This is a genomic window from Pedobacter sp. UYP24, assembly GCF_054057295.1.
Map to the genome: position 1 here is coordinate 76,789 of NZ_JBSRZD010000003.1, position 25,368 is coordinate 102,156.

Sequence of the window (25,368 nt, forward strand, 5' to 3'; positions counted from 1 at the left end):
TTTAATCAGTAGACAAGAATAAAAAAAAGCGCTACAAGATAAACTCCTGTAACGCCTGTATTGTTTGTAAGGAGCTTTGATTAGATTTTATCGCTGGCGTCTTTACAGTTTAAATCCTCAAATGCTTGCTTTAAGCGGGCAACAAATTGCTCTTCGCCTTTACGCAACCAAACGCGTGGATCATAATATTTTTTGTTTGGCTTATCATCTCCATCAGGATTACCAATTTGCGCCTGAAGATAAGCTTCGTTTGCTTTATAGTAATCCAAAATACCTTCCCAGAATGCCCATTGCATGTCCGTATCGATATTCATTTTGATAGCACCGTAAGAAATGGCTTCTCTGATTTCTTCTTGTGAAGAACCTGAACCACCATGGAATACAAAGTTAATTGGCTTCTCTGCAGTTAACCCTTTTTTCTCTTTGATATAGTCTTGAGAATTTTTAAGGATAACCGGTTGTAACTTAACGTTACCTGGTTTATATACACCGTGAACGTTACCAAATGCAGCAGCAATAGTAAATTTATCGCTTACTTTACTCAATTCTTCGTAAGCATAAGCCACTTCAGATGGTTGAGTATATAATTTAGAACTGTCTACATCGCTGTTATCAACACCATCTTCTTCACCGCCTGTAACACCAAGCTCGATCTCGATAGTCATTCCCATTTTCGCCATGCGCTCAAAATACTTAACGCAGATTTCCATGTTTTCTTCGATAGATTCTTCTGAAAGGTCTAACATGTGTGAAGAGAATAATGGTTTGCCAGTTTCAGCAAAGAATTTTTCGCCATGATCTAACAATCCATCTATCCATGGCAATAATTTTTTAGCTGCATGGTCTGTATGCAGGATAACTGCAACGCCATAATGCTCAGCTAATAAATGTACATGCTTAGCTGCAGAAACTGCACCAAGAACACATGCGTTAAGGTTATCGTTATTTAGGGTTTTACCAGCGTAAAATTGTGCACCGCCATTTGATAACTGAATAATTACAGGTGAATTAACCGCTTTAGCAGTTTCCATTACCGCATTAATGGTATTTGTTCCCGTTATGTTTACCGCAGGTAGTGCAAACTGGTGTTTTTTAGCCTGCTCAAATAATTCCTGAACGGCATCTCCGTAAATTACGCCTTTATAGCCTTTTAAACTCATCTTTAATATTTTAATGTGGGCCGAAGTTATTGAAAATAATCGCTTTGCACAAGTCTGCGCCCCACTATTTTACATATTGGAGGATGCAGATATAAACTACTTCACTGGAAACGCATAGTATAGATTTTTTTCGTTTCTTTGTACTCGCATTTTTCAGGAAATAACATGGCTTGGTTTAAGAGAGAAAAAAAAGGTATAAGTACTACTACCGAAGAAAAGAAGGAAGCACCGGACGGTTTATGGAACAAGTGCCCAAATTGTAAGAAAGCACTCCATACCGCAGATTTACTGGAGAACAAATATGTTTGTCAGTACTGTGATTATCATTTAAGGGTTGGAAGTAAAGAATATTTTCAGGTTCTTTTTGATAATAATGAATTTACTGAACTATTTGGCAACCTGACTTCAGGCGATCCGCTTCATTTCACAGACACCAAGCCTTATGCCGACCGACTTATAGAGAGTATGGCTAAAACGGGATTGAGGGATGCGATAAGAGCTGGGCATGGTAAGATTAACGGGCAAGACTTGGTTATTGCCTGTATGGACTTTAGTTTTATTGGTGGTTCCATGGGTTCTGTAGTTGGTGAGAAGATTGCACGATCAATTGATTATTCTATAAAACATAAGATACCATTTCTGATGATCTCCAAATCTGGTGGTGCAAGAATGATGGAAGCTGCATTTTCTTTAATGCAAATGGCCAAGACTTCTGCTAAGCTTGCGTTGTTGAGTCAGGCTAAAATCCCTTATATTTCTTTATTAACAGACCCTACTACCGGTGGTGTTACTGCCTCTTATGCCATGTTGGGTGATATAAATATAGCAGAGCCAGGTGCATTAATTGGATTTGCTGGGCCGCGTGTAATTAAAGAAACCATCAAGAAAGACTTACCTAAAGGTTTCCAGACTGCAGAATTTGTTTTGGAACATGGTTTCCTTGATTTTATTGTGGACCGTAGACAGATGAAAAACAAGCTGGCTTTGTTTCTTAATATGGTAAAAAATTAGGAACTCAATTTTAAGGCACTAAAGGGTAAGGAAGCTTTGCCTTTAGCTCCACTAAGGTAAGTTCCTGTACATTGCCACTGTCATCATTAGGAAATAGCAGGCAATATAAAATGTGATGTGTGGGCGGATCTACCACGATCTTATAACAGTAATCTGGTTTGATTACGCTATGGCCCGGTTTCAATAATTTATCGCTATAAATCGCACCTGCAATTATAAATATAGGCTGCTGTTGCGAAAGCTCCCGTACCTTAGTTTCCCACTGCTTCCAGATACCGCGATTTAACTTAATGGTTTGAGGTACACAGTTGTAATAACAAAAAGTTTCCTTATCTAAATTGCAATCATAAGCAAAATCTTCTGCGTTGGCTAAATGACCTTTGTCATACCCTGTACCGGAATAATCAGCATCTCCAGCCGTCTTCTCATCACATTTCTTAAAGCTAAAAGCTGCGCGGTTACAATCGCCACCGCCTTTAGAAAGTGTATAAGTTACGTATAATGGGTTTTTAACCTGGTAGGAGTAATAGGACTTATAGGCCGTCATCTTAATCACCTTGTCTACTTGCTGCGCTAATGCCGAGCAGTAAAAAAGGGTAAGAAGAAGAACATTAAAAAACAGTTTGTTTGGTTTCACTCCTGTAAAAATAGTGATTCGTTATCTAACAAAAGCCTCAGTTGATAAAAATCTCGTCAACAAATAATACCGGTGGATTTCCTTTGTCTGGATGCCAATCGGGCAGTTTCTTAAATGTTTTTGCTACCAGCTTAATACAGGATAGCATTTGCGGTTTGAAGGATATCTCCATCGTTACGATAAGTGGCTGATCTCCCTTTTTTGCCGCTGCAGGACGTTTGGTTCCCAACAGTTTTAAGTGCTTTGAATCTTTACCGCCCCACACTTCTACCAACTGCGGTAATAGCGCCTTATTCTCCAAATGGCGAATGGCATTTAGTCCTACCAACTGTACCAAAACGGGTTGTTTAAATAGCATCAGGGTTTCCATATTGTTTTTGATGTACCCAGCCCATCTAACCTGAAAAATATTGACAGTTCCTAGCTGACCGTCTATTAATGCTGGCGCTCTTCCTCCATTAAGGCTCTCCTCAGGAAGCAGTATATTGCTAATGCTATCTGGCTTGTAGCTGCTTCTATACAGTGGAAACTCCACCAGATCACTACTGATCCAGCCCTTCTTATAACTCCTTGTTTTGAGCACCACATTGCTGCTTATAGGAATAGGATCTTTGTAAAGCATTGCTTTTAAACTATCAGGATCTGAGCCATCCAAACTATACCTAATCTCCACCCCTTTAATAACATGCTTCAATTCTAAGTTGAAGGCTTGTTTAAACAGATTGGATTCTACATTAAGCTTTGGTGGATTTAGCTTAGATGAAAAATGGCCTGTGCCATCAAAACCGCCAACAATAAGGATCTTATTGTATTGCTTTTGCAATTGTTTAATTTCTGCCGGACTCAAATTTGTTTCCCATAAAGCGAGGTGTTTAATAGTACTTTTAGCTGCGTATTCATTAATAAATTTAAAGGTTACATCAGTACCTGAAAGCGATAACGAACGCAGCAATGATAGCTTCTTAAGGTAATTTAATCCGCCGCCCTTTACTTTTGTAAAATTAAGATTTAGCTTTCTCAGGTTCTTCAACTCACTGATTTGCTTTAGGTCTTCATCTGCAACTGGCATACCACTTAAATTCAAAGTAATGATTTGTTTACGTATGGGTTCCAGTTCTTTAAGCATACCTGACTTAAAGCTTTCCTTATTAAAAATAGTAACAGATAAAGCCGGAGAGTTTTTAGCCAAAGGAGATATTGCACGGTAATTGTTATTTAACTTCTTAATATCTTCTTCATTTGCCGCACTAAAATCATAATCTTCTTCCTCATCTACAATTGTATCAACAGGTGTAAGGTAAGTTGCTGCCAGAATCCTTAAAGAGTCAGTTTCTGCAAGTTCCAGTACTTTATTCTTCATCTCTGCATTTTGCTGGATCCAAAGTTTAAGGATGGCCATTTCGGCGTCGCTCAGCTGTGCCTCATCTTTAGGTGGCATGTGTTTCTTTTCATCCATTGGAAGATGAATGCGCTGTAACAACAGACTGATCTGGGCATTACCCGCAACATACAATGGTCCGGTTTTACCACCCTTTATAATAGATTGTGCATCTGCAAGTACCAAACCACCTTTGGCTTTTTCCAGGTTGTGACAGTTTAGACATTTTTGAGAAAAAATAGGCAATATCACATCCTCAAACACTCTTGCTTGATCTATAGGAACTTTAGGTATTGCTTTTGGTTTGCTTACCGGTTCCAGTACAAAATTATCTCCATGAGTAAGTGTTGCTCCATAATGGCCCGTTATGATTAACAAGAACGTTAACAAGACTGCTCCAGACTTTGCGGCTGCAGTTTTATACCAGGTTGCATTTCTGCACCAATAGATCAATGAGCCAACAAATACCACACTAGCTCCTGTATATTTATGCAAGCTAAGCAGAGAACCGCCATAGGCCGGCTCTTTAGACAAGAACAATCCCATGATGACTGTTATAGCAGAAAACACAACAGAGGTAAGCAAAAGGCCAGACGTGAAGCTTTGGTAAAGGTATTCTTTGGCGTATATGGTTTTGAACCTGAAAAATTCAAGTACCATTGCCAGCATTAGCAGTACGATAGGAAAATGGAGTAGCATAGGATGCATCCTGCCAATTGGCATTAACCACACCGGAATGACAACTTTACTTCCTGCTATCAGCAGGAAAACAATAAGCACATTAGCGGCCAGTAACAGGTTTTCTGCAAAACCTTTAAGGGTCAATCTCATAGAACGCTATACGCGGGTAAATTTATAGGGATAAACTTTTCCGGAGGCCCATTGCGCTACATAGATGTTCTCATCATCATCTACACAAACATCATGCGGATTAGCGAAGATCTTATCGGCTTGTGCCATAGGCTGCAACACACCATCTTTATAGACAGACGCTGTGCCACCCAGATTAGATACCACCTTATTATTTTTGTCCAGAATGGTTACAAAGCCGCTATTTTCCTTATTAAGATCTGGCGAGCGCAGAACAGCTGCATATAGATGATCTTTGTGGATTACTGCCCTACAAACACAGGCACCAGGCAATGCAATCACCTCCAATAGATTACCCTGCATATCAAACCTTTTAAAGCAATTGCGCGTACGGTCGGTAACCAATAAGGTTGGCTTTCCTTTTCGCTTATCAATGCATACACCATGGGCGTTATCCAGGTTTTTGGTTTCTTCACCTCTCCCGCCGAAATGACTGATGAGTTTACCATCAGCACTATAGTGAAAAACATGTTGCTGACCATACCCATCGGCAATAAAGAAGCTACCATCTTCTGCAACCGCAGTTTCTGTAGGCAAAAACTCTTCAATTTTCTTATAGAGACCTGTCTCCATCGGACAATCAATGGTCATGATCACCTTTCCATCCAGCGTAGTTTTGTAAACCTGATGGCGATTGGTATCTGTTATAAAAAGGTATTCTTTACCATTTTCTTTAGATAGTGTGAGTCCATGGGCACCCGGAAAATCATGTCCCCAGGATTCCAGTAGTTTGCCTGACTTATTATAAATCAAGACATTATTTTTGGTTTCATTAGTAAGTAAAATAATGCGGCCTTTACCGTCCTGAACCATTTCATGGCAATCATTTACTGGATTAATGGACGGATTTAACTGTCCCCATTTTGCGTCCATACTGTATTGCATTTTGTTGTGTCCATATATTGGTCCTTTTGGTTTTGCCAGCATATCTTTAGCGATAAAAAAGCTTGCTGAAAAAACAGTTGCGCTTTTGATAAAAGTTCTTCTTTCCATATTATGCAATAATGTCATTTATTACTTTTCCAGATACATCTGTTAATCTATATCGGCGTCCTAAATGTTTAAAAATTAATTTTTCGTGGTTTAATCCCAACTGGTGTAATACAGTAGCCTGGAAATCGTGCACATGTACAGGATCTTTAACTATATTGTAACCGAATTCATCGGTCTCGCCATAGACTCCTGGTTTGATACCGCCTCCGGCCATCCAGATACTGAAACAACGGGGATGATGGTCACGACCGTAATTCTCTTTAGTCATGGCACCCTGACTATAATTGGTTCTTCCAAACTCTCCTCCCCAAATCACTAAAGTTTCATCCAATAATCCGCGCTGTTTTAAGTCGGTTATCAATGCGGCAGAAGCCTGATCAACATCTTTAGCTTGTCCAGCCATTTCATTAGGCAGGTTGCCATGCTGATCCCAACCCTGGTGATAAAGTTGAACAAACCGGACACCGTTTTCACTAAGTTTACGCGCCAGCAAACAATTGGCTGCAAAAGTTCCGGGAACCAGACAGTCTGCCCCATACATTTTTATAATATCATCCGGCTCTTTGGAAACGTCTGTTATTTCCGGAACAGCGGTCTGCATTCTGTAAGCCATTTCATACTGCTGCACTTTGGCATTGATTTCAGGATCACCAAACTCTTTGTAAGACATGGTGTTCATTTCTGCCAGCTTATCCAGCATCTTTCTACGTTCAAAACGGTTTAACCCAGCAGGATCCTTAAGATATAGTACGGGGTCTTCACCAGCACTAAACTGTACACCCTGATGTGTAGAATCAAGGAATCCGTTAGTCCACAGCTTAGAATATACCCCCTGACCATTTCCTTTACCGCGTGATAACAATACAGTAAAGGCAGGTAGATTTTTATTCTCACTACCTAAACCGTAGCTGAGCCATGCACCCATACTTGGCCTGTTGCCCTGTTGTGCCCCAGTTTGAAAAAACGTTAATGCTGGATCATGATTAATAGCCTCCGTATGCATAGAACGGATGATACAGATGTCATCTACTACCTTAGCGGTGTGCGGAAAAAGGTCGCTTATCCAGGCCCTGGACTCTCCATATTGTTTAAAATCGTAAAAAGAGCCAACCAATGGAAACGATGCCTGATTGGCTGTCATTCCAGTTAATCGCTGCCCCGCCCTGATGGATGCAGGTAATTCCTGTCCCATCATTTCTCTCAGCTTGGGCTTATAATCAAAACTTTCCAGTTGTGAAGGAGCGCCATTTTGAAAGAGGTAAATAACGCGTTTTGCTTTGGGTGCAAAATCAGGAATTCCAGGTGGTAATCCGGCTTCATCCATAGCGCCGCTAAACAAATCTGGTATCAGCAAAGAGCCGAGTGCTACGCTACCTAGCCCAAGACTTAGCCTTGATAAAAATCGTCTTCTGTTAAAGTTTAAACCATGTTCTAAAATATCCTTCTCCATTGTTAAGATCTTGTTATGGTTTCTTCCAGGTTATAGATGGCCGTAACCACCTCCATCAAGGCAGCCAAATTTATTTTGTTCACCTTATCATTCATCGGATATTCGCCAACTGCAATCACCTTAGCTGCGTCATCCTTGTTTTTTGAATACACTTTAAGCTGATCAACATAATAAGCGCTAAGCACTTGCTCTTCTTGCTCGCTTGGCTTGCGACAAACGATGAGTCTAAACGCTTTAATAAGCATTGCATCTGTTGTTGATTTTTCTTCCAATAGGTTACCGGCTAATACTCGAGAGGCTTCCAATACAGTGGGGTCATTTAGCATAACCAATGCCTGAAGTGGGGTATTGGTCCTATTTCTTCTCACCTCACACTGATCTCTATTACTGGCATCAAATATCCCCATGTTAGGGGGTGGCACTGTGCGTTTGATAAAATTATACATTCCTCTACGGTAAAGACTTGCGCCATGATCCTGTATATAGGTGGCCAGCTGACCGCGGCCGGATGTTGCACCCTCCCATAAACCCGAAGGCTGATAAGCTTTAACACTTGGTCCGCCAATGGTTCTAACCAGCAGGCCACTACTTGCCAGCACTACATCTTTAACGATCTCTGCAGGCACACGATAGCGGGAAGACCTGGCCATAAATATATTATCTGGATCAATCTTGAGCTTTTCCGGGGTAACAACAGCCGATTGCCGGTAGGTGGCAGAAGTAACGATTTGTTTCATAAGCCGTTTGATGTCCCAGTTGTGTTTCATAAAATCAACGGCAAGCCAGTCCAGCAGTTCAGGATGGCTTGGTAGTTCGCCCTGCATTCCAAAATCACCAGAAGTTTTTACGATTCCTCTGCCGAAGACCTCTTGCCAGATCTGGTTAACAAAAACCCTTGCAGTAAGCGGATTTTGTTTATCAAATAACCACTGACTTAACCCAAGTCTGTTCTTAGGATATTTGTCGCTGAAACTTAAAAGCGACTTAGGAGTGCCTGCGGTGACTTCTTCACCATGTGCATCATAACCACCCCTGTTGAGTACATAGGTTTTCCTAAGCGTATCCTGATCACCCATAACTGAAACAATAAGTCTGCTGGTGTCCTGCTTATTTACAAAACTTAGGATGTTTTTCACGTCATCATTACTGATCACCATCAGCGGCTTCTTAGCGTATGTTTCCGGACCTCCAACAATGCTTTCAATTCCCACTTCTTTTACATTGTTAAAAAAGGCGAACACCTGATAATATTCCTTTTGAGAAAAAGGGTCATATTTATGATCATGACAATGAGCACATTCTAATGTTACGCCTATAATGGCCTTACCGAATGTATTGGTACGATCAGTTACATACTCAACTCTGTATTCTTCATCAACAACGCCACCCTCTTCTGTAATCTTATGATTCCGGTTGAATCCGGTTGCCAGTAATTGTTCTTTAGTGGAATTCGGCATAAGATCACCAGCAAGCTGCCAGCTTATAAACTGATCATAGTGCATATTCTCATTGAAGGCATGAATTACCCAATCTCTCCATGGCCACTGTGACCGGTAATTATCGTCCTGGTAACCATGCGAATCAGCAAAGCGAGCAATATCTAACCAGTGAAGCGCCATTTTTTCTCCATAAGCAGGACTTTGCAGTAACTGATCAATCATTTTACCATAGGCATTACTGCTGTTATCTGCCAGAAACTCGTCCATCATTGGGATAGTTGGTGGCAGTCCTGTTAAATCATAGCTCAATCTTTTTAATAATCTTTCCTTATCAGCCTCATTATTAGGCTCCAGGTGTTTCTGTTCTAGTTTTTTAAGAATGAAATAATCGATCTCGTTTTTTGCCCAATTGGTCTTTACCACCTTTGGTATAGTGGGCGATTTGGGCGGTACAAATGCCCAGTGTTTTTCATACCTGGCGCCTTGCTTGATCCATTTTTCAAGAACCGCGACCTCATAGGCGGTTAATTTCAGGTTGGAAGACTTTGGAGGCATCATTATCGCAGAATCTTTAGAGGAAATCCTAAGAAACACTTCAGAAGCTGAGGGTTTAAAAGGAACTAAGGCATGGGCAGATGGATTATCCTTTAATGCTTTAAAAGCTTCATCAGGAAGATCTAATCTTAATCCTGCTTCTCTTTTATTGGCATCCGGACCATGACAGATAAAACACTTATCAGAAAGGATTGGTCTTACATGGAAATTATAGCTGATACTATCCGGTAATTCTTCCTCTGTATTTTGCGGAACAGGCGAATTGTTACAGGATTGTATAATGTATACAATACACAGCAACGCCAGCGTTAAGTAAATAAGCCTCCGGTTCATACAATAATCATTTGGTTTCTTGTGTAGACAAGTTGCCCTGTCTTTTATAAAAATAGGATAAAGACTTCTAAAAAGCAACCTCTTTTTAAGATAAATATGGAAAAGCAAAATAGCCCCTTCCAATTAATGAAAGGGGCTATTCGAAGTTAAGTTTTAAGTAAACCTAACGTAATGATTATTTTTCTGTAGACAAGGAGTAAGGAAAATCTGCTTCATTGGTACCTCTACCCTTATTTGGTGAGGCAATCATGTTGAAATCAAGCTTTGCTCCTTTTAGCAATTCAGAATGGCTTAACCAGTTCTGAGTGCGGATTTTACCGTTAAATTTCAATATATCTACGTAACGATTGGTATCGCTGTTTTCAGGAGCATTGATAATCACTTCTTTACCATTCTCAAGTGTTAAGGTAACTTTTCTGAACAATGGAGCACCTAATACATATTGATCAGTTGCAGGAGTTACCGGATAGAAACCTAATGCAGAAAACACATACCAGGCTGAAGTCTGACCATTATCCTCATCTCCACAATAACCATCAGGCGTTGCTTTATACATTCTGTTCATTGTTTCACGCACCCAATATTGTGTTTTCCATGGCGCACCACCATAATTATACAAATAAATCATGTGCTGTATAGGTTGGTTACCGTGTGCATACTGACCCATATTTGCAATTTGCATTTCGCGGATTTCGTGAATTACACCACCATAATAGCTATCATCAAATATTGGTGGCAATGAGAATACTGAATCTAGTTTCTGAACAAATTTCTCTTTACCACCCATTAGTTTCGATAAACCATCGATATCTTGGAATACCGACCATGAGTAATGCCAGCTATTTCCTTCTGTAAATGCATCTCCCCACTTAAATGGATTGAAAGGTGACTGGAACTTACCATCTTCATTCTTACCGCGCATAAGGCCGCTGGCAGGATCAAAAAGATTCTTGTAGTTCATTGCACGCTTTTTGAAAATATCAATTTCTGATGCTGGTTTACCTAATGCCTTACCTAATTGGTAAATAGCAAAATCATCATAAGAGTATTCTAACGTTCTTGCTGCATTTTCATTGATCTTTACATTGTAAGGCACATAACCTAACTTGTTATAATATTGAACACCGGTACGTCCGGTTCCTTCAGGACCTTCATTATCAGCTCCATTCTTAACCGCAGCCCATAATGTCTTGATATCATAACCTCTCATTCCTTTAATGTAAGCATCAGAAACTACAGAGGCAGAGTTGTTACCTACCATGATGTTTGAATAACCAGGGCTTGACCATTCTGGAAGGAAACCACCTTCTTTGAAATCGTTAGCAAGGCCTTCTTGCATTTCCTTATTAATTGAAGGATACATTAAGTTCAAGAACGGATATAGTGCCCTGAAGGTATCCCAAAATCCAGTACCAGCAAACATATACCCAGGCAGCACTTTACCATTGTAAGGACTCCAGTGCATAATCTTGTTATTGGCATCAATTTCATAAAGTTTGTTTGGGAAAAACAATGTGCGGTATAAACTGGAATAGAATGTACGTGTCTGATCTACTGTTCCTCCTTCTACGCTTACCCTACTTAAGGTTTTATTCCAAACTGCTTTTGCTTTAGTTTTAGTATCATTAAAACTGTCAGAGCCTACTTCTCTTTTTAAAGAGATTTCGGCCTGCTCAATACTGATAAAAGATGAGGCTACCTTCATGGTAATCTGCTCGCCTTTTTCTGTTTTGAAACCAACTATGGCACCTGAGTGATCTGCTGTGAACTCTAATTCACCTTTAGCAAGATCGGCACCTTTCCATCCTTCAGCTGAGGTGAAAGGCTTATCAAAGTAGATTACAAAATAGTTTTTAAAATTCTCTGGTATTTTGTGCGCATGCCTGGTGCTATAACCTATAATTTTACGCTCGGAAGGAATAATTTTGATGTAAGATCCTTTATCGAAAGCATCAATAACAACGAAAGACTCTTCTGATTTAGGAAATGTAAAACGGAATTGTGCTGCTCTTTCTGTTGGTGTAATTTCGGTAGTAACATTTGCATCAGCTAAATAAACACTGTAATAATATGGCTTAACAACCTCTGCTTTGTGAGAGAACCAACTGGCCCTATCATCTTGCATCCATCGTTTTTTACCTGTTACCGGCATTATAGAAAACTGACCGTAGTCATTCATCCATGGCGATGGCTGGTGGGTTTGCTTGAAACCTCTTATTTTGTCTGCATCGTAGGTATATGCCCATCCGTCTCCCATTTTACCGGTTTGTGGTGTCCAGAAGTTCATGCCCCATGGCAATGCAATTGATGGATAAGTATTACCATTAGAAAGGGATGGGCTACTTGCCGTTCCCATCAAAGGATTGATCCATTCAACCGGGTCTGTGATCTTACCCACAAGTTGGGCAGATGCACTAAAGGATGCAACTAAAGCTGCAACAGTTAATAGTTTTTTAATCATGTTGTTAGATTTCATTTTAATTATCAGTGCACAGAAGTTCTTGAAGAACTCTAGATGTTTGGTTAATTTTGGTTAATTCTGTAAAACGTTTTAGCACAATACAAATAAAACATTAATAAATAAAATACGGAAACAATATAGGTTTAATTATGGAAAAATAAAAAAACACAGCCTATTTCATGACTGTGTTCAATTTGATATGTTTAGACCTTCTATAACTCGCTACCCGGCATAACACCTGGTTCATGACTGGCACCTAGTGGTTTGTTTTTTCGAGTGGGTGTATGACTTAACGTTGAGCGACTGAAACCAGATATTGAAGAAGTTTCTCCGCTGGTTTCATTTTCTATTACATGATCTGTTTCTGGCAAAACCGTCTTCTTTTTCTCATTGTTATTTGAAGTTTCCATAATTGGTAGTTTAAGGATTAAATAATATCCTAAATAACAACTGGTAATCAGTTTTGTTTAATAACTTATAAGTTTACGTTCTGCTCAACAATCTGTTTTACTTTTTCTACTACAAAATCAATTTCTTCTTTTGTATTGTACTTGCTAAATGAAAAACGTATCGATGGGCGGTTTGGATCTGCACCAATAGCGGTTAAAACATGTGAACCAATATTTGACCCGGAGGAACAGGCGCTTCCGCCTGAGGCTGAAATACCGTTGATGTCCAGATTAAATAATAACATATCTGCCATATCCATTGCCGGGAAAGACACGTTCAGCACCGTGTATAGACTTTTGTCGGCAGCTGTCTCGCCATTAAAAAACAGATCAGGGACTTCGCTCAGCAATCTGTCTTTCATATAATCTTTTAATCCCTGAATTTGTTTCTGATGTTTCTCCATTTCTGCATATGCGATCTCCAGTGCTTTAGCTAGTCCAACTATACCATAAACATTTTCAGTACCCCCACGCATATTACGTTCCTGGGCACCACCAAATATCATAGGACTGATCTTTACCGTATGATTGACAAACAAAAAGCCAACGCCTTTTGGTCCATGAAGTTTGTGTGCTGCGCACACCATAAAATGTGCCTTGAGCTTACGTACATCATGCTTATAGTGACCCATGGTTTGTACCGTATCACAGTGATAAATGGCATGATATGCTTCGCAAAGATCACCCACACGTTCCATATCAGTTAATGTACCCAATTCATTGTTGGCATGCATCAACGATACGAAGGAGCGCTCATTGCCTTTCAGCAATTCTTCCAGATGTTCAAAATCGACGTTACCCTTTGCATCAACATTAACAAAGCTGAGTTTATCAATTACACCATCCTTTATTAACATATTTAAAGTATGTTCTACAGCATGGTGTTCTATTTTGGAGGTTATTACGTGTTTGATGTTAAATGCAGCAATTCCACAGCGTATGGCTGTATTATCAGCCTCTGTACCTCCTGAAGTGAAAAAAATTTCTGCAGGAGTAGCATTCAGCAACCCTGATACCGTTTTACGGGCTCGTTCAATAAGTGTTCTAACTTCCCTTCCCTGTGCATGTATGGAAGAGGGATTGCCATAGTAATTATTCATGACATCAATCATTTCTGAAATAACTACTGCATCTAAAGGGGTAGTTGCAGCATTATCCAAATAAATCCTCTTCATGTTAATTTAGCTTTAATATTTCCTTGATGTCTGATATAATCTTTTTAGCCAGTCCCTCTGCAACAGTTTCACTTTCTGCCTCGCTATAAATTCGTATAATAGGCTCTGTATTAGACCTACGCAAGTGCACCCACTCCTTATCAAACTCTATCTTTAAGCCATCAATGGTACTTGTAGGTTGATTGTTGTATTTCTCCTGCACTTTTACCAGTAGGGCATCTATATCCATTTCCGGTGTTAAGGTGATTTTGTTCTTCGAAATATAATACTCTGGGTAGCTTTTACGTAAAAGTGATATTTGCTTTCCAAATTTAGCAAGGTGTGTAAGGAATAAAGCAATACCAACCAGGGCATCACGGCCGTAGTGCAATTCAGGATAAATCACGCCTCCATTACCTTCACCTCCAATAATGGCATTGGTTTCCTTCATTTTATTCACTACGTTAACTTCTCCAACCGCAGCTGCATTATAAACACCACCAGATCTTTCAGTAACATCTCTCAAAGCTCTAGTTGATGAAAGATTGGATACAGAATTTCCAGGTGTATTCTTCAATATATAATCTGCAACTGCAACCAGTGTATACTCCTCTCCAAACATAGCCCCGTCTTCACAAACGAAACAAAGCCTGTCTACATCAGGATCAACAACGATACCTAAGTCGGCATTTTTACTTTGCACAACCTTAGAAATCTCTGTTAAATTTTCAGGAAGCGGCTCTGGATTATGTGGAAATTGTCCGTTTGGTTCACAATACAATTCATATACAGTTTCTACTCCCAATGCTTTTAGTAATGCTGGCACAAAGATGCCTCCGGTAGAGTTAACACAATCAATAGCAATCTTAAAGTTGGCCTTTTTAATAGCCTCTACATCAACAAGTGGAAGTGCCAGTATTACATCAATGTGCCTTTGAAGGTAGGTATTGTTATGCGTAACTTTCCCAAGATGATCTACATCAGCAAAGTCGAACTCTGCTCTTTCAGCAATATCCAGCAATTCTTTACCGTCTGCATCGCTGATGAACTCGCCATCTGCATTGAGTAATTTTAAAGCGTTCCATTGTTTGGGATTGTGACTTGCAGTTAGGATAATACCACCACCTGCATTTTCCATGGGAACAGCTATCTCCACTGTTGGCGTGGTAGATAGGCCTAAGTCGACAACCTCTATTCCCAAACCCTGCAGGGTTCCGGTTACCAGGTTATTGACCATATCACCAGATATCCTGGCATCTTTACCGAGAACTATCTTCCTATTATTGGTTTTGCTGATGATCCAGAAACCATATGCTGCTGTAAATTTTACAATATCGATTGGCGTTAAACCATTACCTGCAATACCGCCAATTGTTCCCCGTATACCGGAGATAGATTTAATTAAAGTCAATTCTTTTAGTTTTTTCAAAATTAGGAAAAAAACAAGACTTGCAGAGATTATAACATAAGGAGGCGCTAAATCATGTCTATTGCATTACAAATACTATATTTGTCTGTTTTTAAATATATCCTAAATAGGGCTCTATGCAACGTAAATGGTTTCAGTACTGGTTTAATTCTCCTTTTTACCATATACTTTACAGTCAGCGGAATGACGAGGAGGCTGAATATCTTATAGATAACCTATCTGCCTATTTAAAGCCTGTAGCAGATGCAAGAATATTAGACATAGCCTGTGGACGTGGCCGTCATGCTATCTATTTGAACAAGAAAGGCTATGATGTTACAGGAATTGATCTTTCAGAGCAGAGCATAAAATATGCACAACAATTTGAGAAGAAAAACCTTCATTTCTTTGTACACGACATGCGTAAGCTGGCTTTTATCAATTACTTTGATATTGCGCTCAATATGTTTACCAGCTTTGGTTATTTTGAATCGGAAAAAGATCATGTGAATGCATTAAAATCATTCAGAAAAGGCTTGAAAGCTGAAGGAACATTAGTAATCGATTATTTTAATACACAGAAGATCCTGAAGAACCTTACTAATCAGGAAACCAAAACTATGGATGGTATTGAGTTTCACCTGCATAAATTTGTATCAGAAGGTAAAATTATAAAGCACATCAACTTTGAGCATAAAGGTAAAGCTTATGCTTTTGAAGAACGCGTTCAAGCTTTTACGTTACTTGATTTTGAGCGTATGTTTAAACAGGCAGGATTAAAGATCAGTGCTATATTTGGAGATTACGGGTTGGAGGCTTTCGACGAGTGTAAATCTGACCGCTTAATCTTAGTATGCCATAAGGGATGATAGAAAGCTTACATCAATTTGATGTGGACCTCTTTCTGAGTATCCATCGGGGTTTATCCAATCCTTTCTTTGATTGGTTATTACCGATGTTGCGAAACCGTTATTTTTGGTCGCCGCTTTACTTATTCATTGTTATTTTTTGTGTAAAAGAGTATAAAAGAAAAGGCTGGTACATTATAGGAATGTTGCTATTTACTTTTGCCATAGGAGATTTGGTGGCTTCCAGGCTGATTAAGAATGTAGTAATGCGAATTAGGCCTTGCAATGAATTTACATTGACCAGTGATATTATCCATCGGGTTGAGTGTGGTAACGGCTATAGTTTTCCATCTGCACATGCCACAAATCATTTTGCTATAGCCGTTTTTTTAATCTTTGTTTTCTATGACAAATGGAAAGCAATTTTACCTTTAGCTTTGGCATGGGCTTTTATAATTTCTTTTTCACAGGTTTATGTTGGGGTACATTACCCTTTAGATGTGTTGGCAGGAGCTATATTGGGTACATTAATTGGTTTCTGTACATCCAGGATTTATAAAGCCCTAGAATCAAAATTATAATGGAGATCTGGAAATTACTTATTCTTTTTCTGTGCGCCTTTTTAGGAGGAACAGCAATATTTTTGGTGAAGAGCGACAAATCTCAGCTATTAAAGCTAATTCTTTCCTTTAGCGGCGCTTATTTGTTTGCGATAACTGTGCTACACCTGATACCTGATGCCTACCACGGCGGAGAACATGAAGAGATCGGTATCTTTATTTTGATTGGTTTTCTTTTACAAATATTTCTTGAGCAATTTTCTGAAGGTGTTGAACACGGGCACATACACAAACATGATGAAACCACTGCATTTCCATGGGGAATAATGATCAGTCTATGCTTGCATGCCTTTCTTGAAGGTATGCCTTTGGCTAAAGATCAGCACAACGCATTGATCTACGGAATAGCACTCCATCATATACCTGCAGCCTTTGCGCTGGCCAGTATCCTAATGCAAAATCATTTCAGCCGTGCAAAAATTGTGATGTACGTGAGCATTTTTGCACTGATGGCGCCACTGGGTTTTTATGTAAGTTACGGACTTAGTAATGGAACTATAGGCGGTATGGAAAATTACTTCAACCGCATTATGGGTATCGTAATCGGTATATTTCTCCACATCTCGACCACTATTTTGTTTGAATCAAGTGTTGATCATAAAGTAAGCAGGAAAAAGATGATTGCAGTCCTTTGTGGCATCGGTATAGCGCTAATTGGTTATTTTGGCTCAGGGCATTCCCATTAAGTTTCAACAGCCGTTCTATTGCCTTTATCTTTGGGGAGTTTAATGCTAACGTAAGCCCAAGACAGTCCATAAATCCATGGTAGTTAAAGTAATAATCTACCCCTTCAATCATTAGTTAAGCAATTTCACAATCAAACTTTTTTTTCCGTAGTATTCTTTTAGCGCCAAACCATTGCCATGGTTGGTCCAAACCTGACTAGGATTGACTTGATCTATTGTTTTAAGAATGTCATTCCAATCAGCATGATCTGAAATATACAATTCTATTGCATTACCCTGCTGACGTTGCTTCCAGCCTGTAGCAAATACCCTAACCACATTAATAGCTTTAAAATAGCTATTGAAAACCATTGGGGGAACCATATAGATAAGATTATTGTCATTGTTTTTCATAATTTTTCTGTCGTAAACCTCATACTTACCCACGTCTATCCCCATTTGTTCATATATTTTTACAAAAGGCAACATGCTGAAATGAACAAGAATTCTTTTTTTCGGACAAAACTCACTAATTAAATGAATGAGCCGTTGGCATTTACCCAAAGCATAGGCCCCAAGCATGATATTACTTTCTGTAGAATTGAGTTTAAGTATTTCCTCTTCAGCAGTAGGGTGAACGGTCGCCGGATCAGCAAAAGTGGTTTCCGTAATCAACACGTCTGCGCGGGTAAATTCTATAGGCTCGCAAGTTTGATCTGGCTGGAGCTTATAATCTCCTGTATATAGGTATCTTGCTCCCTCATATTCAAGTAGTATCATAGCAGAACCTAAGATGTGACCAGCAGGAATAAAACTAATTTTTACTCCATTTAAGTTATATTCTTCATGATAATTCAAAATTTCAAAATGATTACCAGCATTCTTTCGGTACCTATGCTTCATGAAAAGGGAGGTAGCTTCGGTGCAAACCACATGTTGATGGCCTCCAATTGCGTGATCACCATGAGCATGAGAAATAACCGCATAAGTAGTAGGTTCTTTAGGATCGAGGTAAAAATTACCATGGCGACAAAAAAGACCTGTCTTATCGATGACTATAAAATCGTCTAAAATCATTAAATTTTTAAGTTGAGAAATTGTTGATGAAGAGCCATTGTCTGGGTAATTAGGGACACGGACTCGTCATTATTTATTAGATAATCTGCCATAGCAAGTTTCTTTTCATCTGAAAATTGCTTAGCCATTCTTGCCTGTACCTGATCCGCGCTAACATTGTCGCGTACCATTACCCGATTAAGTCTTACTTCTTGCTGTGAGATGACAAGAATATTCTTGTCGCTCATTTTGTAAGAACCACTTTCAAATAATAATGCTGCTTCTTTTAAAATGTAGGGAACACTTTTAGGCAGGTTGGCAACCCAAGCATCAAATGCCCTAAATACAGCTGGATGAACCAGCGAATTCAACCTGTTTAGTTGTTCGGCATCATTAAATACAATAGCGGCTATATGCTTGTTATTTAAACCCCCGTCTTTGAAATAACTTAATTCGCCAAAGGCAATCTTAACATCATTTATCAGAACATCATCACTAACCATAATACTTTTGGCAACTGTATCTGCAAAAAAAACTGGGATACCTAGTGTTTCAAAGATTCTGCTTATAGTGGTTTTACCGCTTCCAATTCCGCCTGTTATTCCAATCTTTAACATTTACTTTTCAATTATAAAATCAATCTTTGAAGGAACTATACTGATGAGTTTGCAGAAATCAGGAAAGCGTGCAACATTAACCCTTAGCTGATTGTGATTATTAACTTTCCATTCGTTCAAATCAACCACAGCATCTATATAGGTTTCATTGATTTGTTGATACTTTGACAATGCCACCAAAAAAGTTATGCGCACTTTTTTAGGGTAAAGCTTAACATTATAATATTCCTTATTGTTAAGAATTTTTACAGGCAGATCCATGGTCTTCTCAGTGAATTCATCCACAGGCACTTTAACCTCAGCACTAGTAGGGAAAATACTTACGTTCTTCATTCTGTTGCGAGCAACGCCAACTCTTGAAACACTTGTATTTTGGATATGATCAAGTACTAAGGTATCAGTTGGCCATTCCTTGATAGACCTAAGCTTATCCTCTGGACCTGACAAAGTGATATATTGCGGAATAATCTCTATATCATCAGCTACTCCAAATTGCTTTTCGAAAGTTACATTGGAAATCAGTTTTAAGGGTACTCTTTTTACAGTGCGTTGTGTAAAATCAAAATACAGTGTATCTGGGCTAACTGAAATAATATTCTGGGAAGTTTCCAATTGTCCATTTACCTGGCGTAACTGTTCGGTAAACAGAATATAATTTCGGGTGTTTAATTTTTCCAGATTAATAGCAATAGACTGCGGTTTAACCCTTAGTCTGGCAAATAATAACTGCCAGCCGGTGCCTTCAACCTGGAGATCGACAGTATCTGACTGAAGTGGATGAAAAGCACGCTTTTGTGGAAAATTTCTATAAAAAAGTACTGTTTTAGATGTATAAACATACTTCTTATTTAAAGCCATAAATAGCCATGCACCAATAGCCAATAGTAAACAGGTTATCAGTGCCAGAAAACGCTTTCTTTCTATCTTGGTGAGCTTGATCAGGGCCATGGTTGTAAAGTACTCAAAAATACTAAAACAAAAAAGCCGCTCCAAATAATGAAGCGGCTGTAAACCTATATTGAATAATTAAGACTTTACGATGTCTATTTTAGGCGCAGCGGCTTTAGTTGCGTCCAAAGAAATAGCAGTTTTATCAAAACGAATCTTAGTTCCGCCTTCTACTTCTATTAGGAAGGTGGTATCATTCATATCTACTATCCTACCGTGGATACCAGCAGTTGTAACAATTTTATCGCCCTTTTTTAAATCTTCTACCAGCTTTTTATGGTCTTTTGCTTTTTTCATTTGTGGTCTGATCATAAAAAAATAGAATACTATCATGATCAGTACCATTGGAACAAGCGTGCTCAGCATATTCGAGCCGCCAGCAGCTTGCAAAATTATTGTTGATAACATATTTTATGTATAAAGTTTAATTATTATTTAATCTCACCTACCAAAGTAATTTGGACAGGGCTGTTCACAGCATTAGATGAAACGGTAATAGGTTTGGTAATTGGACCAACTGGTTTACCTGCACTGTTAAAAACAACTTTGATTTCACTAGACTCGCCTGGTTTAATTGGTTGTTTAGGAATTTCAGGAACTGTACATCCACAAGTAGCAAGAGCATCTTTGATAATTATAGGTTCTTTACCTGTATTGGTCAACTTAAAAGCATAGGTTACTATTTCACCTTTTTTGATTGTACCAAAGTTGTGTACATTATCAGCAAAAGTAAGAATACCGCCGTTAGGGTTTTGTACAGGTGTATGTGTACCCACAGCTGTTGTAGTATCTGCAATTGGAGTAGTTACCGCAGCAGATTTGTTATTGTTTTTGCAAGATGCAAATGCTAAGACAGCAAATGCCAATAAATAGGTTTTTTTCATAATTTATTCTTCTATAAGTCCGCGACCAATTTTTTTAATGTTGTTATTCCTTTTAAGGTCTCCCATTATTTTGTCTAAGATACCGTTAATAAAGGAATTACTTTTGGGTGTACTGTAATCTTTTGATAGATCAAGATACTCATTTATAGTAACCTTCACTGGAATAGAAGGGAAATTGAGTAACTCGCAAATTGCCATCTTCATCAGGATTGTATCCATAAGGGCTATACGCTCTGAATCCCAATTTTTTGTTCGTTCTGCGATGTAAGCCTGATACTCTTTATCATTTTTTAGGGTATATAAGAACAGGTCCTCAACAAACTTACTGTCCTCTACCCAATCCTGGCTTATTGGCGTAAGCTTGTTTGAAGCAGGATTTTCTGAAGTAAAGTTCTTAAAAGTTTTAGCTACCATACCCTGCATTACCTCTTTATCAACAGACCAGCTGATAAATTTGTCTTCAAATGCTTGAATAATGTTGTGGCTTTTTAGAATAATCTTTCTGAAAATAAATTTGATAATATTTTTCGATTCCTCAAGACTATTGTCTTCATCTGCCAGATACGCCAGGTATTCGGGTGTTACTTTAAGCGTATTAAAGATTGTTCTAACAAACTCCGGGTCAGCCATCCAATTCATCCTATACTTGTGTATTGAAGAAACGAACTCAGGATTTGTCTTCAATACCAACACAAACTTGTTGTTTAGTAATTTCAAATTGGGGTTAAGATCATCTGCAGTAGGCAGATGTTTGTTTGCACGCTCATCGGCGTCAATTCCTGTGTATTCTGTAACTTCAACTAAAAGAGAGAGCATCCATATATACATTTCATATACGTTGTCAATACTCAACATCAACGCCTTTTTTGCGGATGGGAGATCTCTTTTGTCTGTCATTTGCCAAGCAAAAATATTTTGCAAAGCTTTAATTCTTAAGTGCCTTCTATTTAACATGAATGTAAGAACGATTGGTAAATTACCTGTTTATTTAAAATGATGATTTAATTTTTTTTATATCTATTATTCTTTGTTCTGCAATTCTGTTGGCGGCAAGTACCGTTGGGATGTTTTCCTTCTTGGACATTTTGATTACGTCTCTAGTTGCATTATAGATGTTCTCTGTAAGTTGATTGGTACGTTTCTTTCCGTATCCTGTTAACTCAGAGTAACAACTAATCAATCCTCCGGCGTTAATAAGATAATCAGGAGCAAACAATATTCCTTTATCCAAAAGTAGCTGCCCATGCACCTGCTCATCAGCAAGCTGATTATTTGCTGAACCAGCTATAATGGCAAAATTCATTTTATTAATAGTTTTATCGTTTAATGTTGCCCCTAAAGCACAGGGTGCATAAATATCTGCATTTAAAGCAAAAATTTTGTCTGCAGAAATAGGCTTTGCCTTATAAGTACGTGCAACATGCTGAAGACGCTCCTCATTGATATCACTAATGTATACCTCCACATTCTCTGCTCTTAGCAATTCTACCAGGTGCTCACCAACATTACCAATACCCTGTACTACAACCGACCTTCCTGCCAGCATATCCGTGCCGAACACTTCTTTAACACAGGCCTTTATTCCTAAAAAAACACCTTTCGCAGTCGTTGGTGCAGGATTACCGGCGCCACCCAAAGATTCAGGAACTCCTGTAACATGAGTAGTTTCCATACGGATATATTCCATATCTTTTGTATTCGTGCCTACATCCTCTGCTGTTATAAATTCTCCGTTAAGGTTTTTAATGAAGCGACCATAACTTCTCATCATGGCTTCTGATTTGCCCTTTCTGGAATCCCCAATAATAACGGCATTTCCACCACCTAAATTTAAACCAGTAATGGCGGCTTTATAAGTCATTGCTCTAGATAATCTGAGTACATCTTCGAGTGCTTCAGCCTCTGTAGCATAACTCCACATACGCGTTCCGCCTAAAGCAGGGCCCAGTGTAGTATCATGAATAGCGATAATTGCCCTTAAACCAGTGTCCGGGTCGTTGCAGTAAACCACCTTTTTATGCCCTGAGGCACCAATTTGATCTAAAACTGAATTCGAACTAGAACTATTATCAGACATAAGATTGTTTGTTATCGGATATGGTGCAAAACTAGTTAAAAAAACATTATTTACATTGTAATAACTGAAGTCTTTAAAAAAAGACTGTTTGATTTGGCTAACTTTGTCTGCTCATGAAACACTTGCGTTTTTTAAATAAATACTTCTATAAATATAAATGGTGGATAATACCAGGTGTTTTCTTTGTTATCATCTCTAATATATTCGCTGTTATACCTGCGCAAGTAATTGGACACGCCTTTAATCTGATCACAGATAACATCAGCACATACGCACTTTTTAACGGATTTGAGCGCAGGACGATTATTTACAACATATTTAGTTATAGCCTTTTGTATTTCGGCTCACTCATACTTGTACTATACCTAATGCGAGGATTGTTTCTATTTTTTATGCGGCAAACTATTATTTTGATGTCAAGACACATTGAATATGACATCAAGAACGAAATTTATGCGCACTATCAGAAATTAAGCTTAGGGTTTTACAGAAGAAATAACACGGGCGACTTGATGAACCGGGCTACAGAAGATGTGAATCGTGTAAGAATGTATGTGGGTCCTGCCATAATGTATACTATAAATACAGCTGTACTTTTCCTGCTTGTTATTTATGCAATGTTCTCGGTGAATGTTACGCTGGCCATATTTTGTTTACTCCCATTACCTGTTCTCGTTGTAGTCATTTATTATGTGAATACGATGATCAACCGTAAAAGTGAGCAGATCCAGGAACAACTCTCTAAACTATCCAGCTTTGTACAGGAACGCTTTTCCGGAATTCGGGTAATCAAATCTTACGTTCGCGAAGAATATACAAAAGCTGTATTTGCAGAGGAAAGCGAGGGCTATAAAAAAAGTGCCATGAGTCTCGTAAAAGTACAGGCGCTCTTCTACCCTACTATGCTTCTACTGGTTGGATTAAGCACAATATTAACTATTTATATTGGTGGAAAACAGGTAATTAGCGGTTCTATAACCCCAGGTAATATTGCAGAATTCATTGTGTATGTTAATCAGCTTACCTTCCCTGTCTCCATGCTTGGATGGGTAACTACCCTTATTCAAAGAGCATCAGCATCACAAAAACGGATAAATGAATTCTTAAGATTACCCCCAGACATTGTTTCATCCACTGGAGAAAAGAATACCCTTAAAGGAAATATTGTTTTTGAAAACGTAAGTTTTACGTATGCTGACACAGGAATTAAAGCACTTCAAAATGTTAGCTTTAAGATAGAACAGGGTCAGTTTGTAGCCATTATCGGAAGAACTGGATCCGGAAAGTCAACTTTAGCAAATTTGTTGATGCGGATGTACGATATAGATGGTGGAAATATTAGCATAGATGGAAAGTCACTGAAGGATTTAAACCTTCAGAATTATCGAAATCAGATCGGCTTTGTGCCTCAGGAAGTATTTCTGTTTTCAGACACGATCAGAAATAATATCGCTTTTGGTTTAGATACTGTTACAGATGAAGCGATAGAAAATGCTGCTAAAAATGCAGCAGTATATGCGAACATCATAGATTTCGACCTCAAGTTTGAAACCATGCTTGGTGAGCGGGGTGTAACATTATCTGGTGGCCAAAAACAACGCGTTTCCATAGCACGCGCTTTAATCAAATCACCTGGCTTGCTCGTATTTGATGATTGTCTCTCAGCTGTAGACACACGCACGGAAGAAGAAATTCTTACTAATCTTGGTAAGATTATGTTGGGTAAAACAAGCATCCTGATTGCCCACAGAATATCAACTATAAAAAATGCAGATAAAATTCTAGTATTAGATGAAGGCCGTGTTATAGAACAGGGAACACATGCTGATTTGCTCAAGCTGGATGGTGCATATGCCGAAATGTATCAGAATCAATTATTGGAAGAAGAAAGCCATTCTGTGTAATTTCTATTTTGAACTTTGACAATTATTGCTTTATATTTACCAGAACCAAAACCAAGAGCTAAAGCAACCATGGGAGAATTTGACAACAAAGAGAGAGAAGAGGTTTTCTCAAAAAAAGTAAGAGCCGGTAAGAGAACTTATTTTTTCGATGTAAAAGCTACAAGATCAGGAGATTATTACTTGACTTTAACAGAAAGTAAAAAAAGACTGGAAGATGGCGTTTTCGTTAAACACAAGATCTTTTTATATAAAGAGGACTTTGAGAAGTTTACAGAAGGCCTTAATGAAACTGTAGATTACATTAAAAATCATCAGGACGTTGTTGAGAAACGCTACGAATACTCAGAAAACCATGAGGTAGTGTCTGCAAGAGCACAAAACGACGACTTTTCATTTTAAAAACATTGTCGCTAAACCGACACCCCATAGAAAAACCCCATCTATCAGTGGG

General features: G+C 38.7%; 23 protein-coding genes. 6 read left to right on the forward strand and 17 right to left on the reverse strand.

Features of this window, described 5'->3' with window-relative positions; genetic code table 11:
• Positions 1-80: 80 nt before the first annotated feature.
• Positions 81-1,160, reverse strand: coding sequence for a class II fructose-bisphosphate aldolase (gene fbaA, locus ACVWYN_RS08640; protein ID WP_457288449.1), 1,080 nt, complete (start codon positions 1,158-1,160; stop codon positions 81-83).
• Between the two features lie 165 nt (positions 1,161-1,325).
• Between fbaA and accD the strand changes: the two genes are divergently transcribed.
• Positions 1,326-2,171: an acetyl-CoA carboxylase, carboxyltransferase subunit beta gene (gene accD / locus ACVWYN_RS08645; RefSeq protein WP_457288450.1), complete on the forward strand. Its 846-nt coding sequence runs from the start codon at positions 1,326-1,328 to the stop codon at positions 2,169-2,171.
• Between the two features lie 10 nt (positions 2,172-2,181).
• On the opposite strand, the gene ACVWYN_RS08650 is transcribed toward accD, so the two are convergent.
• The 9 genes from ACVWYN_RS08650 to glmM all read right to left on the reverse strand — a co-directional run bounded on the left by ACVWYN_RS08650 (position 2,182) and on the right by glmM (position 15,301).
• A complete protein-coding gene (locus tag ACVWYN_RS08650; protein WP_457288451.1) occupies positions 2,182-2,808 on the reverse strand; it encodes a DNA/RNA non-specific endonuclease in 627 nt (208 codons plus the stop codon).
• A gap of 37 nt (positions 2,809-2,845) precedes the next feature.
• Positions 2,846-5,017, reverse strand: coding sequence for a c-type cytochrome domain-containing protein (locus tag ACVWYN_RS08655; protein ID WP_457288452.1), 2,172 nt, complete (start codon positions 5,015-5,017; stop codon positions 2,846-2,848).
• A gap of 6 nt (positions 5,018-5,023) precedes the next feature.
• Positions 5,024-6,049 carry a hypothetical protein gene (locus ACVWYN_RS08660; RefSeq protein WP_457288453.1) on the reverse strand — a complete coding sequence of 342 codons (1,026 nt, stop codon included), beginning with the start codon at positions 6,047-6,049 and terminating at the stop codon, positions 5,024-5,026.
• Position 6,050: 1 nt separating this feature from the next.
• Positions 6,051-7,499 carry a DUF1501 domain-containing protein gene (locus ACVWYN_RS08665; RefSeq protein WP_457288454.1) on the reverse strand — a complete coding sequence of 483 codons (1,449 nt, stop codon included), beginning with the start codon at positions 7,497-7,499 and terminating at the stop codon, positions 6,051-6,053.
• Positions 7,500-7,501: 2 nt separating this feature from the next.
• Positions 7,502-9,826, reverse strand: a complete 2,325-nt coding sequence (locus tag ACVWYN_RS08670) for a PSD1 and planctomycete cytochrome C domain-containing protein (RefSeq protein ID WP_457288455.1) — start codon at positions 9,824-9,826, stop codon at positions 7,502-7,504.
• Between the two features lie 175 nt (positions 9,827-10,001).
• Positions 10,002-12,287, reverse strand: a complete 2,286-nt coding sequence (locus ACVWYN_RS08675) for a GH92 family glycosyl hydrolase (protein ID WP_457288456.1) — start codon at positions 12,285-12,287, stop codon at positions 10,002-10,004.
• A gap of 212 nt (positions 12,288-12,499) precedes the next feature.
• The gene (locus ACVWYN_RS08680) at positions 12,500-12,697 is read right to left on the reverse strand and encodes a hypothetical protein (protein ID WP_457288457.1); all 198 of its coding nucleotides are present in this window, start codon (positions 12,695-12,697) and stop codon (positions 12,500-12,502) included.
• A gap of 65 nt (positions 12,698-12,762) precedes the next feature.
• Positions 12,763-13,911, reverse strand: a complete 1,149-nt coding sequence (locus ACVWYN_RS08685; protein ID WP_457288458.1) for a cysteine desulfurase family protein — start codon at positions 13,909-13,911, stop codon at positions 12,763-12,765.
• A 1-nt stretch (position 13,912) separates the two neighbouring features.
• On the reverse strand, positions 13,913-15,301 hold the full coding sequence (glmM, locus tag ACVWYN_RS08690) for a phosphoglucosamine mutase (RefSeq protein ID WP_457288637.1): 1,389 nt from the start codon (positions 15,299-15,301) through the stop codon (positions 13,913-13,915).
• A gap of 134 nt (positions 15,302-15,435) precedes the next feature.
• On the opposite strand from glmM, the gene ACVWYN_RS08695 reads away from it, so the two are divergent.
• Genes ACVWYN_RS08695 through ACVWYN_RS08705 form a run of 3 tightly spaced genes read left to right on the forward strand, consistent with a single transcriptional unit; the run spans position 15,436 to position 17,452 of the window.
• Positions 15,436-16,167, forward strand: coding sequence for a class I SAM-dependent methyltransferase (locus ACVWYN_RS08695; RefSeq protein ID WP_457288459.1), 732 nt, complete (start codon positions 15,436-15,438; stop codon positions 16,165-16,167).
• Positions 16,164-16,727 (forward strand): phosphatase PAP2 family protein, encoded by a 564-nt coding sequence (locus ACVWYN_RS08700; protein WP_457288460.1) that lies wholly within the window; start codon positions 16,164-16,166, stop codon positions 16,725-16,727. Before ACVWYN_RS08695 ends, ACVWYN_RS08700 begins: the two co-directional genes overlap by 4 nt.
• A complete protein-coding gene (locus ACVWYN_RS08705; RefSeq protein ID WP_457288461.1) occupies positions 16,727-17,452 on the forward strand; it encodes a ZIP family metal transporter in 726 nt (241 codons plus the stop codon). Before ACVWYN_RS08700 ends, ACVWYN_RS08705 begins: the two co-directional genes overlap by 1 nt.
• 111 nt (positions 17,453-17,563) lie before the next feature.
• On the opposite strand, the gene ACVWYN_RS08710 is transcribed toward ACVWYN_RS08705, so the two are convergent.
• The 7 genes from ACVWYN_RS08710 to ACVWYN_RS08740 form a co-directional block, all read right to left on the reverse strand.
• On the reverse strand, positions 17,564-18,508 hold the full coding sequence (locus ACVWYN_RS08710; protein WP_457288462.1) for an exonuclease: 945 nt from the start codon (positions 18,506-18,508) through the stop codon (positions 17,564-17,566).
• A complete protein-coding gene (coaE, locus tag ACVWYN_RS08715) occupies positions 18,508-19,104 on the reverse strand; it encodes a dephospho-CoA kinase (RefSeq protein ID WP_457288463.1) in 597 nt (198 codons plus the stop codon). Before coaE ends, ACVWYN_RS08710 begins: the two co-directional genes overlap by 1 nt.
• On the reverse strand, positions 19,105-20,052 hold the full coding sequence (locus ACVWYN_RS08720) for a CdaR family protein (protein WP_457288464.1): 948 nt from the start codon (positions 20,050-20,052) through the stop codon (positions 19,105-19,107).
• 78 nt (positions 20,053-20,130) lie between these two features.
• Entirely contained in the window at positions 20,131-20,460 is a 330-nt protein-coding gene (gene yajC, locus ACVWYN_RS08725; protein ID WP_457288465.1) for a preprotein translocase subunit YajC, read from the reverse strand.
• A 23-nt stretch (positions 20,461-20,483) separates the two neighbouring features.
• Positions 20,484-20,936 carry a DUF1573 domain-containing protein gene (locus ACVWYN_RS08730; protein ID WP_457288466.1) on the reverse strand — a complete coding sequence of 151 codons (453 nt, stop codon included), beginning with the start codon at positions 20,934-20,936 and terminating at the stop codon, positions 20,484-20,486.
• A gap of 3 nt (positions 20,937-20,939) precedes the next feature.
• Positions 20,940-21,833, reverse strand: a complete 894-nt coding sequence (gene nusB / locus ACVWYN_RS08735; protein WP_457288467.1) for a transcription antitermination factor NusB — start codon at positions 21,831-21,833, stop codon at positions 20,940-20,942.
• Between the two features lie 91 nt (positions 21,834-21,924).
• On the reverse strand, positions 21,925-23,013 hold the full coding sequence (locus ACVWYN_RS08740; RefSeq protein ID WP_457288468.1) for a Glu/Leu/Phe/Val family dehydrogenase: 1,089 nt from the start codon (positions 23,011-23,013) through the stop codon (positions 21,925-21,927).
• 113 nt (positions 23,014-23,126) lie between these two features.
• Here ACVWYN_RS08740 and ACVWYN_RS08745 point away from each other — a divergent pair, with 113 nt between their 5' ends.
• Positions 23,127-24,917, forward strand: a complete 1,791-nt coding sequence (locus tag ACVWYN_RS08745; RefSeq protein WP_457288469.1) for an ABC transporter ATP-binding protein — start codon at positions 23,127-23,129, stop codon at positions 24,915-24,917.
• A gap of 69 nt (positions 24,918-24,986) precedes the next feature.
• A complete protein-coding gene (locus tag ACVWYN_RS08750; RefSeq protein WP_457288470.1) occupies positions 24,987-25,316 on the forward strand; it encodes a DUF3276 family protein in 330 nt (109 codons plus the stop codon).
• Positions 25,317-25,368 lie beyond the last annotated feature (52 nt).

Coding starts and splice junctions, on each gene's coding strand:
- fbaA (WP_457288449.1), bottom strand. CDS start 1,160: ATGAGTTTAAAAGGCTATAAAGGCGTAATTTACGGAGATGCCGTTCAG.
- accD (WP_457288450.1), top strand. CDS start 1,326: ATGGCTTGGTTTAAGAGAGAAAAAAAAGGTATAAGTACTACTACCGAA.
- ACVWYN_RS08655 (WP_457288452.1), bottom strand. CDS start 5,017: ATGAGATTGACCCTTAAAGGTTTTGCAGAAAACCTGTTACTGGCCGCT.
- ACVWYN_RS08660 (WP_457288453.1), bottom strand. CDS start 6,049: ATGGAAAGAAGAACTTTTATCAAAAGCGCAACTGTTTTTTCAGCAAGC.
- ACVWYN_RS08665 (WP_457288454.1), bottom strand. CDS start 7,499: ATGGAGAAGGATATTTTAGAACATGGTTTAAACTTTAACAGAAGACGA.
- ACVWYN_RS08670 (WP_457288455.1), bottom strand. CDS start 9,826: ATGAACCGGAGGCTTATTTACTTAACGCTGGCGTTGCTGTGTATTGTA.
- ACVWYN_RS08675 (WP_457288456.1), bottom strand. CDS start 12,287: ATGATTAAAAAACTATTAACTGTTGCAGCTTTAGTTGCATCCTTTAGT.
- ACVWYN_RS08680 (WP_457288457.1), bottom strand. CDS start 12,697: ATGGAAACTTCAAATAACAATGAGAAAAAGAAGACGGTTTTGCCAGAA.
- ACVWYN_RS08685 (WP_457288458.1), bottom strand. CDS start 13,911: ATGAAGAGGATTTATTTGGATAATGCTGCAACTACCCCTTTAGATGCA.
- ACVWYN_RS08695 (WP_457288459.1), top strand. CDS start 15,436: ATGCAACGTAAATGGTTTCAGTACTGGTTTAATTCTCCTTTTTACCAT.
- ACVWYN_RS08700 (WP_457288460.1), top strand. CDS start 16,164: ATGATAGAAAGCTTACATCAATTTGATGTGGACCTCTTTCTGAGTATC.
- ACVWYN_RS08705 (WP_457288461.1), top strand. CDS start 16,727: ATGGAGATCTGGAAATTACTTATTCTTTTTCTGTGCGCCTTTTTAGGA.
- ACVWYN_RS08710 (WP_457288462.1), bottom strand. CDS start 18,508: ATGATTTTAGACGATTTTATAGTCATCGATAAGACAGGTCTTTTTTGT.
- coaE (WP_457288463.1), bottom strand. CDS start 19,104: ATGTTAAAGATTGGAATAACAGGCGGAATTGGAAGCGGTAAAACCACT.
- ACVWYN_RS08720 (WP_457288464.1), bottom strand. CDS start 20,052: ATGGCCCTGATCAAGCTCACCAAGATAGAAAGAAAGCGTTTTCTGGCA.
- yajC (WP_457288465.1), bottom strand. CDS start 20,460: ATGTTATCAACAATAATTTTGCAAGCTGCTGGCGGCTCGAATATGCTG.
- ACVWYN_RS08730 (WP_457288466.1), bottom strand. CDS start 20,936: ATGAAAAAAACCTATTTATTGGCATTTGCTGTCTTAGCATTTGCATCT.
- nusB (WP_457288467.1), bottom strand. CDS start 21,833: ATGACAGACAAAAGAGATCTCCCATCCGCAAAAAAGGCGTTGATGTTG.
- ACVWYN_RS08740 (WP_457288468.1), bottom strand. CDS start 23,013: ATGTCTGATAATAGTTCTAGTTCGAATTCAGTTTTAGATCAAATTGGT.
- ACVWYN_RS08745 (WP_457288469.1), top strand. CDS start 23,127: ATGAAACACTTGCGTTTTTTAAATAAATACTTCTATAAATATAAATGG.
- ACVWYN_RS08750 (WP_457288470.1), top strand. CDS start 24,987: ATGGGAGAATTTGACAACAAAGAGAGAGAAGAGGTTTTCTCAAAAAAA.